Source organism: Marinobacter salexigens (assembly GCF_002806945.1).
GTDB lineage: Bacteria > Pseudomonadota > Gammaproteobacteria > Pseudomonadales > Oleiphilaceae > Marinobacter > Marinobacter salexigens.
The window spans coordinates 781,557-797,341 of sequence record NZ_NIHC01000001.1 but is presented as its reverse complement, the minus strand read 5'-3'; the positions used below and the strand labels follow the sequence as shown (position 1 = coordinate 797,341).

General features: G+C 52.5%; 15 protein-coding genes. 12 read left to right on the top strand and 3 right to left on the bottom strand.

All coding sequences use genetic code 11. The annotated features are described in order from the left end of the window. The first annotated feature begins 32 nt into the window (after positions 1–32). The 6 genes from CDH47_RS03700 to CDH47_RS03675 all read left to right on the top strand — a co-directional run bounded on the left by CDH47_RS03700 (position 33) and on the right by CDH47_RS03675 (position 5,859). Entirely contained in the window at positions 33–905 is an 873-nt protein-coding gene (locus CDH47_RS03700; RefSeq protein ID WP_100638460.1) for an NAD-dependent epimerase/dehydratase family protein, read from the top strand. A 41-nt stretch (positions 906–946) separates the two neighbouring features. Then, positions 947–1,558, top strand: a complete 612-nt coding sequence (locus CDH47_RS03695) for an NAD-dependent dehydratase (RefSeq protein ID WP_100638459.1) — start codon at positions 947–949, stop codon at positions 1,556–1,558. Positions 1,559–1,591: 33 nt separating this feature from the next. After that, positions 1,592–2,779: an oxamate carbamoyltransferase subunit AllG family protein gene (locus CDH47_RS03690; RefSeq protein ID WP_100638458.1), complete on the top strand. Its 1,188-nt coding sequence runs from the start codon at positions 1,592–1,594 to the stop codon at positions 2,777–2,779. Next, positions 2,776–4,083, top strand: coding sequence for an amidase (locus CDH47_RS03685; protein ID WP_100638457.1), 1,308 nt, complete (start codon positions 2,776–2,778; stop codon positions 4,081–4,083). The genes CDH47_RS03690 and CDH47_RS03685 overlap by 4 nt, the downstream gene beginning before the upstream one ends. Next, positions 4,080–4,934 (top strand): isocitrate lyase/PEP mutase family protein, encoded by an 855-nt coding sequence (locus tag CDH47_RS03680; RefSeq protein WP_100638456.1) that lies wholly within the window; start codon positions 4,080–4,082, stop codon positions 4,932–4,934. Before CDH47_RS03685 ends, CDH47_RS03680 begins: the two co-directional genes overlap by 4 nt. A 172-nt stretch (positions 4,935–5,106) precedes the next feature. Beyond that, positions 5,107–5,859: a class I SAM-dependent DNA methyltransferase gene (locus CDH47_RS03675; protein ID WP_100638455.1), complete on the top strand. Its 753-nt coding sequence runs from the start codon at positions 5,107–5,109 to the stop codon at positions 5,857–5,859. Positions 5,860–5,864: 5 nt separating this feature from the next. On the opposite strand, the gene CDH47_RS03670 is transcribed toward CDH47_RS03675, so the two are convergent. The 3 genes from CDH47_RS03670 to CDH47_RS03660 are packed head-to-tail and all read right to left on the bottom strand — an operon-like array spanning position 5,865 to position 7,521. Next, the gene (locus tag CDH47_RS03670) at positions 5,865–6,584 is read right to left on the bottom strand and encodes an RNA polymerase sigma factor (RefSeq protein ID WP_100638454.1); all 720 of its coding nucleotides are present in this window, start codon (positions 6,582–6,584) and stop codon (positions 5,865–5,867) included. Further along, the gene (locus tag CDH47_RS03665; RefSeq protein WP_100638453.1) at positions 6,581–7,111 is read right to left on the bottom strand and encodes a plastocyanin/azurin family copper-binding protein; all 531 of its coding nucleotides are present in this window, start codon (positions 7,109–7,111) and stop codon (positions 6,581–6,583) included. Before CDH47_RS03665 ends, CDH47_RS03670 begins: the two co-directional genes overlap by 4 nt. Then, complete coding sequence (locus CDH47_RS03660; RefSeq protein WP_100638452.1) at positions 7,108–7,521, bottom strand: hypothetical protein; 414 nt, start codon at positions 7,519–7,521, stop codon at positions 7,108–7,110. Before CDH47_RS03660 ends, CDH47_RS03665 begins: the two co-directional genes overlap by 4 nt. A 168-nt stretch (positions 7,522–7,689) precedes the next feature. Between CDH47_RS03660 and CDH47_RS03655 the strand changes: the two genes are divergently transcribed. The 6 genes from CDH47_RS03655 (at position 7,690) to CDH47_RS03630 (ending at position 15,783) form a co-directional block, all read left to right on the top strand. Then, complete coding sequence (locus CDH47_RS03655) at positions 7,690–9,822, top strand: type VI secretion system Vgr family protein (RefSeq protein WP_100638451.1); 2,133 nt, start codon at positions 7,690–7,692, stop codon at positions 9,820–9,822. Continuing rightward, positions 9,819–10,445, top strand: coding sequence for a DUF4123 domain-containing protein (locus CDH47_RS03650; RefSeq protein WP_100638450.1), 627 nt, complete (start codon positions 9,819–9,821; stop codon positions 10,443–10,445). The genes CDH47_RS03655 and CDH47_RS03650 overlap by 4 nt, the downstream gene beginning before the upstream one ends. 23 nt (positions 10,446–10,468) lie before the next feature. Then, positions 10,469–13,099 carry a toxin VasX gene (locus CDH47_RS03645; protein ID WP_153045461.1) on the top strand — a complete coding sequence of 877 codons (2,631 nt, stop codon included), beginning with the start codon at positions 10,469–10,471 and terminating at the stop codon, positions 13,097–13,099. Next, positions 13,096–14,112, top strand: coding sequence for a DUF6708 domain-containing protein (locus CDH47_RS03640; protein ID WP_100638448.1), 1,017 nt, complete (start codon positions 13,096–13,098; stop codon positions 14,110–14,112). Before CDH47_RS03645 ends, CDH47_RS03640 begins: the two co-directional genes overlap by 4 nt. Positions 14,113–14,261: 149 nt before the next feature. Continuing rightward, positions 14,262–14,582: a TM2 domain-containing protein gene (locus CDH47_RS03635; RefSeq protein WP_100638447.1), complete on the top strand. Its 321-nt coding sequence runs from the start codon at positions 14,262–14,264 to the stop codon at positions 14,580–14,582. A gap of 169 nt (positions 14,583–14,751) precedes the next feature. Continuing rightward, positions 14,752–15,783 carry a hypothetical protein gene (locus CDH47_RS03630; RefSeq protein WP_153045460.1) on the top strand — a complete coding sequence of 344 codons (1,032 nt, stop codon included), beginning with the start codon at positions 14,752–14,754 and terminating at the stop codon, positions 15,781–15,783. The last annotated feature ends 2 nt before the right edge of the window (positions 15,784–15,785 follow it).

The following is a 15,785-nucleotide window of genomic DNA, read 5'->3' as shown; positions in this document are numbered from 1 at the left end:
TCGAAACCAACAAATTATCTGGAGAGAAATTGATGTCGATTAAGCGAGTAGTGGTAACCGGTGGCTCTGGCCGGGTTGGCGGTTACGTTGTGCATCAGCTCTTGCATGATTACAACGTGGTGATCGCGGATCTGGTGCCAGGTAACGCGGATGCCGAGTATGTGCAAGCCAACGTCATGGAGCTGGACGAGTTACGGGCCGCATTTAAAGGCGCCGACGCAGTGGTGCATCTGGCCGCCATCGATTTTGACTGGAAAGCACCGGAAGAACACTACATCAACGTTAACGTGCGTGGTACCTGGCACGTACTACAGGCCGCCTCCGAAATGGGCGTGAAAAAGGTCGTGTTGTGTTCCAGCATTTCTGCCTGTGGATTATCAGAAATGCGCGCGGACTGGACGCCCGAGTACCTGCCCGTCGATGAGCGCCATGACAACAAACCCGTGCAAGCCTACAGCGTCAGTAAGCTGGTTATGGAGCAGATGGCGAAGAGCTTTGTCGACGGCACCGACATGGACGTTATTTGCCTGCGACCACTGGCTGTGGTGTTGGACGAAACGCTTGATGAATACATCGAGTTCGTCGACAACCCGGACCGTCACTGGCTGTTTTACTATGTGACAGCCGCTGATGTAGCGACGGCTTTCGATGCAGCTTTGAAAACAGAAGGTTTGCGTTATGGAACCTTCTTCTTGAGCGCTGATGACACCTCGCACCCGAAACCAACAGCCGAATGGTATCAGGACGTGATCGGGCCATTGCCCGAGATCGCCAATCCAAGGCTGTATCAGCAAAACCCACGCGCTTCTATTTTCAGTAATCGCCAGGCCAAAGAGGTGCTGGGCTGGCAACCAACGTCCAATTTTGACGAGTTACGCGCGAAAGCCAAGAACCGTCAAAAATAACTAACGAAAAAGACTCAACAAAAATGTCAGGAGTGTCTGAAATGAAATCAGTACGTACGGGAAAAGTCGATTGGACCGGTGATAACCCTTTCATTTACATGAAAACGGATCCGGAGGGAGACTGGACATCCTTGTCTGTGTACTTCCGCATTGCGGCCTCAGACTACGGTCGTGGCGAAGCCATTATCGTGTTGGAAAACCCATATGAGTTGGAAGATGACAGCGCGGTGCGTGTGTGTCTGACCGACAACCTGGAGCTGGCCCGCTATCTGGTTAAAGACTTTCTCTCTCATTTTGCCCTGTTCCGCAAAGCCGTTTCTTTGGAGAACATGGAATATATCAACGATGCGACCTTCAAGACCGAAGCAGATTACCCGAGACAGCACATCGAGTCGGCGTATTCGGCCAGCAAGGATATGACGGTCAACCTGATCTGGAATGGCCTCAACGAGCCGTTTGCTGTGGCCCTGCCACCGGCTGAAACCCAGACGGGCAAGCATGAAATGTTCGCTGTTTTCAATGCGGCTACCAGTGCCCAGGTTGAAGTGAACGGTAAAGCGATTGAAGGCGAGCCCATAGAGCGCGACTTCCTGGACCGTCGTGCCCTGTCTGCCGCATTGGCGAGCAGTGAAAGCTGGGTACAGATGTCCTGAGACCTTCTCTTTGATTGACCAAGGATAACAACAATGTTGAGTAATAGTGCTGATTCAGTAGCGTTTGACAAGGTTGCAGCATGTGAGCCGCAGTGGACAGGTTTATGTCTGGTGAAGGACGTGCTGCAAGAAGGTAGTGGAAAAGTATTGCTGCATGCCGGGCCTCCGTTTGGCGATGTGCAACGCATTCCGGTACCGGTGATGAACTCTCTGTGCATCGGCGCTATTTATGAAGGCTGGGCTGCAGACAGGTCTGCAGCCCAGGAATTGATCCTGAGTGGTGCTGTTACGGTAGCAGCTGCCCAGGATCACGATATTGTTGTACCCCTAGCAGGGGTGGTTTCACCCTCCATGCAGTTAATGATTGTGAATGATGCTCGCAACCCCGAGGTGCGCAAATACTCCGTTTTTAATGAGGGTATGGTGCATTGCACACGTTTGGGTGTGATGAACCCGGGGTTGCCGCGTCACCTGAGTTGGCTTAATACCGAATTTGCCGATTGGGTCAGCAAGCGTCTGCAACAGCCGATGCCTTTGTTGCCAATTATTTCGGCGGCGCTGGCAGACGGAGATGATTGTCATGGTCGCACCATGGCCGGATCTGCCTTGATTGCAGAATGTTTAAGACTGCAATCAACAGAAGCTGTCCCCGAAGATATCGATGCATTTTTAAACGAATCACTCGCCTTCGCACTGAACGTGTGGATGGCAGCGTGCAGCCTGATGATGGCTGCCGCAGAAGGTGTTGTCGGGTCGTCACTGATTACCCGGGCTGGTGGTAACGGCGTAGACTTTGGTGTTCAGGTCGCCGCGCAGCCGGGCAAGTGGATTACCGCAGCTGCGCCTGCAATCAACGGTGCGATTGAACCGGCCCATGAAGGCCGCACTGCTCTGGGCGCAATTGGTGACAGTGCCGTAGTCGATTTTATGGGCCTGGGTGGCCAGGTGCTGGATACCGCCGAACAGTCGTTCGCGAACCTGAAGCCGTATTTGCCGGAAGATGCCCTGGCCCGTCCTGCCAAGGTGCTCTCTGGAACCATAGTCGGGTTTGGTAATCGACCCGGTGCTACCAATGCCCGTTCGGCTGCTGCCAATGCCAGCAGCCCGCTGATTTTGCTGGGCATGATTGAAGCATCGGGAGAAGCAGGGCGTATTGGCGGCGGGGTGGTTGATGTTCCCGTCGCCTTTTTTGAAAAAGTACTGGGTGAGACCATGCTATGACAACCAAGCCGCTGAACCAACTCAGCCTGACCGAAGCGGTGAACGCTATTGCGCGTGGTGACACCAGCGCAGAGGCGATTATTAACGCCTGCTACGATCAGATTGATGCCCGCGAGCCACAGGTTTCGGCCTGGCAATACTCGTTAACACGGGAGCAGTATTTGCAGGCGTATCGGGCTAACGAAGCGTTCTATAAAAACAGTCGTCTGAAGGGTTTGCCAGTGGGTGTCAAAGACACCATTGATACGGCTTCCATGCCGACCGAAATGGGCTCCAGTCTGCACGCCGGCCGACAGCCAGCCGACGATGCCAGTTGTGTGGCCTTGATTCAGCAGGCCGGCGGTATTGTATTGGGTAAAACAGTCACCACCGAATTTGCTTACTTCCAGCCCGGAACGACAGCCAATCCGAAAAACCTGCAACACACCCCCGGAGGTTCCTCCAGTGGTTCTGCGGCTGCCGTTGCAGATTGTATGGTGCCCGCATCGCTGGGCTCGCAAACAGCCGCATCGGTGATTCGCCCGGCGGCATACTGCGGTACGGTCGGCTACGTAGGTAGCTGCGGGGAGTTTTCTTCCCGCGGTATTCAACCATTGGCACAATCACTGGATTCACTGGGGTTCTTCGCCCGTTCAGTAGATGACATCGTTCTGTTGCGTTCGGTGTTATTGGGCAACCCGGCAACGGATAACGGTGCAGGCACCGAAGAGCTAGTGAAACCCACGAAAATTCTGCTGTGCCCGGGCAGCAATGTGGGCGATACCGACGCCGACATGAATGCCGCCATGGCGGATCTGGCAACCCAGTTGCAACATCATGGAATAGAAACCTCGGAGCTGGAAAGCTGTGATCTGATCAGCCGGCTGGTGGGCAACCATGAAACCGTTATGGCCTATGAAGTGTATCGCAATCTGGCGGTAGAGCGTCAGAACGCGAATAAACTTAGTGAATCTTTCCTTGGTTTGCTGCAGGAGGGTGAGGGCATATCACGGGCAGACTATCTTGCGGCGCTGTCCAATATCGCCATTACCACGCGCTGGTTGTGGCACCTGCATCCGGATGTCGATGCCATTCTTGCTCCCGCAGCACCGGGGGCAGCACCGGAAGGGCTGGGCGCCACGGGCAAACCGCACATGAGTCGCCCCTGGCAGGCGATGGGCCTGCCGGTGATTACCTTGCCCGGGCAGACCAATGCAGCAGGTCTGCCGTTAGGGGTTCAGCTGATTGGCAAATCTCGTGACGATGATGCACTGCTGCAAACAGCGCGCTGGATTCATAGCCATATTGAAGGCTTATCAGGATGAACGTTGCCCGAAACAAGCTACAAATGATCCTGGAGAGCAATGAGTGTAACGCCTGCGCCTCAGTGTTCGATCCGCTGTCATCGCGTATGGCGGAGAGTATCGGTTTCAATGTCGGCATTCTGGGCGGCTCCATCAGCTCATTAATGCAGCTGGGGTTGCCAGACATTTCTTTGCTTACGCTGAGTGAACTGGCAGATCACGCCCGTCGAGTTTGCCAGGCTTCAACACTGCCGGTTATCGTGGACGGCGACAGTGGTTATGGCAATGCCTTGAATGTAACTAGGCTGATTCAAGAACTGGAATTTGCTGGTGCTTCAGGGGTAACTATCGAGGACACAATGCTACCCAAGCCTCATGGTCTTGAGCATCCGTTGGCTTCACTTGCAGAAGCCAGCAGTAAACTCAAGGCTGCATTGGATGCCCGCAAGGATGAATCCTTGGCTGTAATTGCCCGTACGCCGGCAGACAACAGTCAACCATTGAATTCGATTCTTGAACGTGTCGACTGTTATACCCAGACGGGCGTTGATGCTATTTGTGCGTTCGGTCTGAGCAATCCCGAAACGCTGACGGCTATTAAAAAGGCTACTCCTTTGCCAATCATGATCATTAGCTATGGCGACAATCAACTGGGCAACTCTGAAGCTTTAGCTACCCAAGGTGTGCGGGTGTACATGCGCGGGCACACACCATTCGAAAACGCTATCAGCACTGTTTATCAATCATTAATCGATACTTTTAATGAGCAGTCGGGGGCATCCTCTGTACCCCACCTCACCAGCAAGCGTATTATCTCCAGCTTTTCTCACCAAGCACACTTTGATCAAATGTTTCAGACTTACGACATCTGACCCCTCCTGCCCTCTCATTGCCTAAGACAGAAGTGAGCTCACCTGCATTGTTATTATTAATAACCAGTTGTGACCGCTTAAGCTTACATTGCTTCGCAAACACCGCAGATTGGTTTACGATGCGCCGCCACACTATGCTCCCGCTTATAGCTTCAAATACCGTCAGGCCGCCATGCCCTCCAATTACCTGTATACCGATTTGTCCGCCTACTACGACCTGATGTGTGCAGACATCAACTACCATGCCCAAAGCAACGGCGTGCACAGATTGCACCAGCTATTTGGCAATGAGGGCAACACCCATCTGGATCTGGCCTGCGGTACCGGCCCCCACGTGCGCCACTTTATCGACTTCGGGTATCAGTGTAGTGGTCTGGACATAAACCAGCCCATGCTGGAACAAGCGAAGGCCCGGTGCCCGGAGGCTCAATTTTCATTAGGGGACATGTGCGACTTCCAGGTGGACGAGCCGCTCGATTTGATCACCTGCTTCTTGTACTCCATCCACTACAGCGGAGACATCGAAAAGCTGAAGCAGTGCATTGCCAGTGCACACAGAGCTTTAAAACCCGGTGGCGTGTTCTGCTTCAACTCCGTCGATAAGGACAAAATTGATAACAGACTATTTGAGCGGCATACCGTCACTCAGGGTGATAGCCTGTTCACCTTCAGCTCCGCGTGGCATTACTCTGGCGAAGGAGAGAAGCAGGGGCTCAAGCTCAACATTTCGAAAACGACCGACGGCCTCACTCAATCTTGGGACGACGAACACCCTATGGTGGCCGTGAGTTTTGACGAGCTGACTGCCCTTCTAAAACCCTGGTTCGACGTACACATTCTTGAACACGACTACGAAAAGATCACACCTTGGGACATGTCATCGGGGAATGCGATCTTTGTGTGCGTGAAACAAGAAGCGCAATAAGCAAATCAACCGTCTCTCGGGGGATCCGAAGCTTCGATAAGAATTTCAACAACCGAATCAGCCATGCCAGCACACCGCAGGCCATCGAATGGAAATATCGAATCAAAACCGCCTTTGATCTTCTCCTCCATAACGCTGCGCAGCTGCCGACGCGCCCTGAACAACCTTGTTTTAACCGTAATCACGCTGATTCCCAAATCTTCAGCAATAGCCGCTACAGACATACCTTCTGCCTCCCTTAAAATAAAGGGCACTCGCAAAGTACTTGGCAGCTCAGTTACAGCAGCCTCAATCAAAAGGCGAAATTGTGCCCGCCCCTGCTCTGCTTCCGGGCCTGGTATTTGAACCCCGGGGAAGGCAACCACCGATATATCCGCGTTCCGGGACTCATTGATGGAATCGTATTCCTGCGCTGGCCGTATTTTTCGCAGCCTCATTTTAGCCGCGTTCAAGGTTATACGGGTGATCCAGGTAGCAAGCTTGGAGTCACCCCGGAATTCATCAATTCGCGTGAACGCTACAAGGTACGCCTCCTGGACAACCTCTTCTGCGATCGCATCGTTATCAACAATTCCTCGAGCAATTCTGAACAACCTTGGATTCATGCGCCTGATAATTTCCCGAATGGCGGCTTCATGGCCTTTGCGCGCCAACTCGACCAGCTCGGGTTCTGACGTATCAGAACCCACACCCTCGCGACTTGATAGTTCAGCTGTCAGTTTCATTTTAACTCCGGGGCACGGATGCTGCCTGACGTCAGTATGCTTTCGACTGAGGGAAATGCAGCCTCTAAGCTTTTGGTGACACCACCGGCGCGGACGGCGGAATCATCCCAGCCATTCTCATCGGGATCTCCAACCACCACCCGTCCCACCATTCCGGCCTGTTCATGGGGTATGCAGTAAAAATCATAGACACCCGGTGAGGTTAATAGTAGCTCGAAGGTATCTTCCGGCAGCAGATAGCCGCTATTGAAAGGGGCTGCCTTCTCCGGAATACGACGCACTCGGCCAAATACCTCCGGATGGTAGGCTGTCACTGTGTGGGCGTTGCCACTATCTCTGTTTACAAACCTCACACGGGTTCCCGGCTTAACAGCCACGCCAAACGGGTCAAACCAGACCCGTTCACCGCGAGCTGTTCCTCGCATCTCGATCAGCACTGAAGGCTGACCGGATGCGAGCACCGGCATGTTGACAGCTAACAAGGCGCCGCTCGCCCCGATCAGCAGTTCACGCCGTGTGAGTGTCATTTTGCCAGCCTCCCTTTTGCGGCTTCATCATGGAACAGCACTACGTGGGCATGGGGAACCTCAACACCTGGGTGCCCGGCGTTATAGTAAATATCGACGGAGGTAACCTTATGCGCCCCTATTCCCAGATCATCATAAGATACGCCGTTTTCCAGCTCCTCCAGTGGGGTCATGTATATGGTTGCCGATAACTTGCCGTCATGGTCGTAACCCAGGAACGGGCCGGCAGGAAGCGTGTCCGGATTAACAAACAGTGTGCCCAATCCGGGAATGAAAGCGGGAAGGGGAAGAACATCGCTCACTTGCACGTATGGGCTCGCAGGGGGCATTTCCTCTACCGCGCCTTGATCGTGTGCAAAGGCAACTGATGCGGCCAGAAGGCCAAGGGTAAGAGTGAGTTGCTTATACATGAGTATTCTCCATTGCATGTTGCGCCAAATCTGGCTTGTACTTGTATAGATGCAACAGAGATAGAAAGGTTACACACCGCCGGCCAGTCGCTGGATTTTTCACCCCAGCCCTGATACCTTCCCGCTCAGATTTATCCCAAGATCAACATACCTTCAAGGACTGAAGATATGCCCCAGGCAAACGGATTGCAGTTCACCGCGCGTGTTGGTGAACTTCCCACAGATGTTTTTTCTGTCGTCAGCTTTGCGCTTACCGAAGGGCTATCGGAGCTTTTTCATGGCCGCCTGATATTGGCAAGCACCGACTCCGACCTTCAGGCTTCGGACATTCTGGAGCAATCCGTAGATTTGGTGGTTTGGCAAGACGGCATGCCGCTACGTCGCTTCACCGGTGTGGTGAACGAGTTTGCCCGGGGCGACACTGGCCACCGCCGCACCTGCTACGAATTGGTCATTCAGCCGCCCTTATGGCGCCTGGGGCTGATGCACAACAGCCGCATCTTTCAGACCCAAACCACAGACACCATCGTGCGCACCCTGCTGGAAGAGCGAGGCATTGTAGATTCGGTATTTGACCTCAAACGCACGCCCCAAGAACGGGAATACTGTGTACAGCACCGGGAAAGCGACCTGGCCTTTATAGAACGCCTGGCCGCCGAAGAAGGCTGGCACTACCGCTATCAGCATGGCAGCTTAGACGGCAGCGAACAGCCCGGCCTGATTCTGGCGGACCACCACGGCGACGCGCCAAGGCTCGAACCTGTTGAGTACAACGCTAAAGCCGGCGGCAGCACCAAACAACCCTCCGTGTTCCGCTTCCGCTACGAAGAGCGGGTTCGTGCCGCCTCGGTAGTCACCAAAGACTACACCTTCAAAAACCCGGCCTATGGCCTGATGCACGAAAGCGCGGCTTCCGCTGAGAACCAACGGCAGGATTATCAGCACTTCGATTACCCGGGGCGATTCAAAGCCGACGCCAGCGGTCAGCCCTTTACCGAAGCCAGGCTGGACGCCCTCAGAAAAGACACCAACACCGCCAATGGTGAAAGTAATCGCCCGGACTTCACCTGCGGTGCCAAAGTGGAGCTCTCCAACCACGACAGCGCCCGACTGAACCGCGACTGGCTGCTTACCGCCGTCACACACACTGGAAAACAACCCCAAGCATTAGCTGAAGAAGGCGGTAGAGGCCCGACCACCTACCACAACCTGTTCAGCGCGGTTCCCTCCAGCAAAACCTGGCGGCCATTGTGCGCCCACCGCCCACTAATGGACGGCCCGCAGATCGCCATAGTCACCGGCCCCGAAGGCGAAGAAATCCACTGCGATGAATACGGCCGGGTAAAGGCGCGCTTCCCCTGGGATCGCTACTCTGAGAATGATGAACACAGCAGCGCCTGGCTGCGCGTAAGCCAGGGCTGGGCCGGCGGACAGTATGGGTTCATGGCGCTACCAAGAATCGGCCACGAAGTGATTGTGTCCTTCCTCGATGGCGACCCGGATCAACCCATCATCACGGGGAGAACACACCACGCCACCAATACACCGCCCTACCCGCTGCCCGAGCATAAAACCCGCACCACCCTGAAAACCCAAACCCACAAGGGTGAAGGCAGCAACGAGCTGCGGTTTGAAGACGAAGCAGATAAAGAACAGATCTACGTCCACGCACAAAAAGACCTGGACCTGCTCACCGAAAACAACCGCACCGAAGTCATCAAAAATGACAGCCACCTGACGGTCGAGAACGACCGCTTCAGCCAGGTAAAAGCCAACCACCACTCAACCGTAGACGGCGAACACCGGGAAAAGATCGGTGGCGACTACAGCCTCACCGTTAACGGCAGCCACCACAGCAAGCTCGGCAAATCCCAGCTTGTGGAAGCCGGGAATGAGATTCATCACAAAGCGGGCATGAAGATTGTTATCGAAGCTGGGGCGGAAGTGACGCTGAAAGCCGGTGGGAGTTTTGTGAAGGTGGATCCCAGTGGCGTGACGATTTCGGGGCCATTGGTGAGGATGAATTCCGGGGGTGGGCCGGGGAGTGGGAGTGGAGTTGGGGCTAAGGGGCCGTTGTTGCCAACTGACATGATGCCAGATGCATCTACGACTCAGCCCCCGTCAAAGCTTGCCGAAGCCGGCACGAGGCAAAGCGGTGAACTTCAAACCCTCGATCTCGACCAACTGAGACCGATTGAGTCCGATGTGAAACAAGCATCGAGCTTCAGGCATGCAGCACAGCAGGAAACGACTTTCTCAGAGGTCTGCTCTGTGAAGTCGGGCAAGGAAAGTCTTTCATGATGCTCCAATCATCAACGCCTGGCGATAGTTTGACCCCATCACAGTCAAACAGACAGATGTTTTTGCTGTTTGATGGCGCATGTGCGAAGTATGGTCTGCGGAGTTGGTACGAGGCAGGCCTCGACGTGTGCCCGATGATGGTACTAAAAGATGGGGTTTACGACGGCGTTTCCGAGCTTGGCCCGATGATTGCTGACATAGGTTCAAGCAACGCTCTTAAAGAGCTGTGGGAGAATAACCACCCAATAGTGAACAGGGCATCACTTTGGCACACGTCTCTTGGAGAGTCTGATTTCATTGGGTTTATGAGGGCTAGAGTACAAGTGGTAATGCCTGACGGTCGGAATGTTTGGCTAAGGCTTGGAGATGCCAAAGTGGTCTCGAGATTGGCTGCAGCGGGGCATCGCTTGCCAGTGCGTTTTTGGGCTCATGTGGACAGTATTTTTTTCCGTGCTCCGGACACTTCGATTATTCAATACAACCCACTGCTTGTCCAAGATGAGATTGATCACAGCATGGGCTCGCTCCTGTCATCCAAAGTGGCGCCTAACTTCAACTTTAGCTCAGATTTGATATCGACTCTGGAGTCTTCAACCGATACGAAACACAGGGAAGTGTTATGACATATTGCGCGACCTGTCCGCTAATGACAGCATTCCTGCCACTTCGATACGCGATTGGCCCACTGAATTACGATGGCGACTTGCTAGCAGGATTGGAGTTACCCAACCTGCCGAATCAATTTCCAAACCTGGAGCGATATACTGGCTTACAGGATCGACACCTTGGCTTGGTCCCTCGTTTTTTAAGAGACGGATGGTTATACGTATGGAGCGATTACGAGAATCGGTTAATAGAGTATTCGGTAGTTGACTCTGCTTTTAAGGAGACTGCCCGAGGCGGTGCTGTTGTTAATGGTAGTGAAGCTGCGTTTTTATCGCTCCCCTCAGGAGAACCTGCTGATATTGCCTGGAGTGAGCATCAGTGGTCTACCGCACATTTCAACATGATCGTGAGTGAACCCGATCAACGCAGTAATTTTATGAGAACAGTTGTTCCAAGGCAAACACCTCAAAGCGTGTTGCTTGATGAACAAGTTTTTTATGACTTGCCTGAAGTCGCCTCTATCGATGATTTCGACTGGTCAGGACTGGCGCCGACAATTCCACACTGGCCCGTATTGGAGCGTGCAACCAGAAGATTCGACCAGCGCACCGTAGGCATTGTAGATGATCCCTGGGGAGTCACAGAAGATCTAGCGGCCCTGGTTCGCTTGGCTCACGACAACCAGGAACGTTTGCGCGCAAGATATGGCGGGAAATGGAGTCTGGCAAAGACGATTAAAGACCTTTACGAAACCGACAGGCAACTGGAAGCAAAACTCCCGGAACTCGTTGAGCTGCCTAAATTGCAAAGAGCATGGCGAGAATCAGACGAGTCTCAATCCCATTTCGAAAAAGTTGTTGCAGGACTGCTCGACGCCTGGATCCCGTGGATGGCATCCCTGGAATGCGCCAACGGCCCTGAAACACTGGCGAGTTCGTGTGAAAGTCTGGATCTGGCTAAAGAAGAACACCACACAATACTGCAAGAAAAATTCGGGCTGGTTTTGCTAGGTCCTTCGTATTTCAGCAAGGGGGCGGGGGCAATTGGCAGGCTGGCTGATATCAAGGGAGCGGGTGCTCTGTGGCTATGGCAGGCACTGCTAGGAGTAAGAGAGCGGTTATCTCTCGGTGAGATTGAGAAGCTCATTGAAATTGGGGATACGGCGAACGACTCAGTTGAAGACCTCTCTAAAACAGCAACTGCTGTTGTTGCAGCCATTAACTCCAAGATATCAGGCTTGGTATCCAGAGCGCCGCACCCTCCATCGCGATCACTCTATACTGCAATTTCACCCGCCGCATCAGCAGGGCTGAACAGTTTCCCCAGAGGACTTTCGATTTTGGGTAAGGGCTTTTTGATATCGGGTTTCGCGAGAACCGGCCAGACGTTGGCTGTAGAAAATGTTAGCAGTGTGCAGTCCAATCAGTGGTTGAGCGAAGCTGCAAAAGGCAGAGCTAATGGCAACTTGCCGCACCAAAAATTAAATGCTGAAGCACCTAAAGTACCTGTCATCCGGGCGACTGCTGCCAATGCATCAAAGTTTTTTCGGGGCAATCCCTATACTTTAATTGATGCGCTAGAAAAGACTCCTTTGCGTTCGGTGTTGGTCGTCTTGACTGGCATAAACATGGCGTCTGCAACCTTTAATTACTTCAATTCTCCTACTCGTGATGCTGAAGATCGCGCGCGAGCTGCAGGTAGCATTACGGGTTTTGCAGCCGCGTTTTCGTCAGTGCGCCATAGAATTGCAGAGCTCAACTGGAAGCAGGGCGTATCCCCGTTAGATAATCCAGAGGCATATAGCCACAAATTAGGCTCTATTGCGGCAGTTGCAACCGCAATGACTGCTGCACTTGATATTGTAGTCTTCGGCTTGCAGGCGATCGAATCCTACCAGGCCGGAGATTTTGACACCGCCGCCCTTGAGGTTGGCCTAATGGGCATATCGTCGGGTCAGTTAGCACTCGGTGTAAGGGCATTTAGGGCTTATCGAGAAGCGAGAGCTGTTGCATTAGGGTTGGAAACAGCCTCAGCTGTGCGTGGCCTCTCCAGATTGGGAGGCTGGTTCACGGCATTATCGGTCGGCCTAACAGCGTCATTAATTGGTGGATTGGTCGCTAGGAATTACATCGAAAACACCCCTCTCGAGCGCTGGTTGGCAAACACTCGGTTTGGCATTACGCCGGCGGACTGGGCAGGCAATTATAAAGATGAAATGGAGCGACTATACACCGCTGTTTTTCCCCTTAAACTCAGTCTAGAAAGGGTTCCGAGATTAAACCCACGAACGGGAACCCACGTTCAGGACTGCTGGGTGATTCTGGAACTAAAAGGACAGAAAAAACTAGACCCCGGAATGATTCAATTTTCCGGACATGAGTTAAGGAATGATGCCACATACCGATCCTTGGCATGGGTTGAGCAGCAATTGCGTAAGGTGTTTGATGCTAATGAAAGGGAGCGGATACTGCAGCCAAAACGAACCCCGGTTGTCTGGTCGGGTGCAGATTTCTCACTCCACGAGGGGACAAGGGTTCACAACGCCACCGCTACGGCGACCTACAGAAAAATTTATCATGACGATGACCAGATCTTCGGGCTCGAAGGAGAGTTGATATATAGCCCCCAACCTGGTCTTGAAATGCCCCCAGTAAAGGTTGATATTTGGTGATTGAAAGCACGAATAAACTGTTTAACAGGATAGTAGATAAGTTTGGGGATTCTTCAAACTCGTTGCTACTGAATGGCAAAACCAGTAGTGGCTACCTGCCATCTCAGCCCGGGCTTATAGAATCGCAGGATGCGATGTCACTTTCTTTACGAACGGCAAGCTCTGACAGTAAAGGTACCCTAACCGGTGTAGGCTTTTTCCTTGGTGGAGCTGGATTAATACTCTTCCTACTCGACGGCTTGTTCGGAAAGTCACCTGGCTTTGATTGGGTTTTAATGTTGCTTTCTTTTTTGATGGTACTAGCCCCCATGATTTGGGAAGTAAGCCGTCCACCATACTTGCCAATCATCTTTAATCGACGGACACAAGAAATATATTACGATATGAAGGGTCAGCTCTATCATGCCACCTGGGACGGCATTGAAGCCGTGGCCTATGAATATAAAATGGTTAATCAGTATTCCGGTTCAATCGTCCACGGCAATCTGGAAATCATTCTGCAAAAATTTGGTGACCCTGAAAATCGAATTGCAGTAAATCTTTCTGGCGTGCCTGCGGGCAAGCGCCTTCCCAGCTTGGTGGGCATTTGGGAGTATTTAAGGTGTTTCATGACCATCGGCCCCTGGTTTGATGAAACAGGTAAGAAAACCAAATCCAAAACTCCATTTATAGAGAAAAGCTTAAGATCTGGCGGAGTTTCATTTCTCGACCAACTGCGCCAAGGCAGAAAGCTCCTGAGCCGGGAAAGGCAAGAGGGCAAAGGCATCTCTGGCGGCGCTTTTTTTTACTGGGTAGATTCCTATTTCTTTTTTCCTATGGCACTTGGAATGGAGTGCGTCCAACGAATCAATAGACTGAGAAGCAAGCGCCATTGGCCGGAGGTTGTACAAGAGCGCTTGGATCCGAACGGCCCAACCACGCGATTGATCGACATAGAGGATAGCTATATGAAGCAGAAGCAAAAAGAGCTGGATGAGCTTCATGAGCGAATGCGCAGAGTTCTGCCAAAGTAATTTGTATTGACCGATTGATTAGCCTGCGCAGATGAAGGCGTTAATTAAATTCTTCAGCTTTTGCTCGGGAGCCTTCGAGGCTTAATCGCGTGCCCTTACATGGGTCTGCACTAATCAATTCTATAAATCAAGTTTTCAAGGAGGAAAACATGCCCACGTCAAACACCAGCCACCCCAAACAAAAGAACCGCCTGATAACCCTGGTTCTCGCTATGTTCCTCGGAATCTTCGGCGTTGACCGCTTCTACCTCGGCAAGTGGAAATCCGGTATCGCCAAGGGCCTTACGATTGGTGGCCTTGGCATCTGGTGGTTCATCGATGGCGCGATGGTTTTGACTGACGCTTTCCTGCACTCTCTCGGAAAAGACACCGGGTTCGTCAAAGATGCGCGCGGCCAGGATCTTCGGCTTGGGCTTTCCATGTACCGTTTCAAAGACGGACGTATTCAACGGGACTGGTTCTCCAGCTGAGTTGGTATCCGCTAGCTGACAAACAGGATTACAAAAAGTGAGGCTTGATTGAGCGCTAGTTAGCCTTATGGCGGCAATCACTGCCCTGAAAAATCACCAAGGATGGATGTACCCCGTGCTTACCCGCAAAAAGCTGACTGGCGTTCTGGATACGTTAAATGAAGTGGGCATGGCAGCCCAAACAAAAGCCGAAATCGATGAGTTGGGCGCGCATCTTGCTAATAATAAAATTGTGCTGCGTTATAGCTTCGGGAAGCAAATAGCGCTGGGTGTTGGTGTGTTCGTCTTGACTTATTTCGGCGCTGCGCTTTTTGACAGTTCACTCATTTTCCTCGTCGGTACGGGGGCGGCAATTGCCTTTGTATTGGACGCCATTCGACTTCGCGCCAGAGTTGGTATCTTGTGTGGCCAACTGGTAGAGCGCTCTGTCCAGCTCGCCTATGGACTGGTGCCGGTAAAACCCGAGCCTATCAAGGCCAGAGCCGCCCAACTGGAAGAGATAGAGAGAGACAAACACAGCTCTGCCCGGCGTATTTGGAACACGATGCAAGCTCGCCATCACGGCACAGACGTTGAGTTCTCATACACTACGTGCCACTTCGAGTGTGCCGACATCGCAAAAAACACCTCCCAACCGTCGCAACAAATGGCGCTCTCTGCTGACATTCAGTTCTTTCCTTTCAGGATTAAGCCAAAATTGCGGGCCAAGAAAAAAGATAGTGACTCCTGGCGTAGCGGAATCCTGCTCGACTTCCCCTACGCCTCTGGTTTACGGATATCGTCCACGGGTCGCAGCACGCTCTATCTAAAAGAATATGAGCCTGCCTCATACGAGTTCCGGAGATCATTTTCGTGCAACGGTAGCAATGAAGCCGATCTTGCTCGATTTCTGAACCCAGCGACCGTAGACGCAATATCAAGAGCGTCGCGGGCTGTTGAAGGTCTGGTTGTAGAGGTAAGCAAGGACAACCTGCTTTACCTTTCCACTTCAAGCGGAAAAGTTACTGAAATCGAATTGCCGGACTACAGCAATGAACGGTTGGATCCTGCAAAAAGTTCAGAGGCCTTGCAAAGACTTCTGCAAATGGAAAGACCAATGCAGCGCCTGGATGCCCTGCTAAAGCTAGCTCATGAACTTGTAAAATATCACGACTCAAATTTCGTAGTGAATGAAGACATCTCGTCTTCAGTGTCGACCTAGAG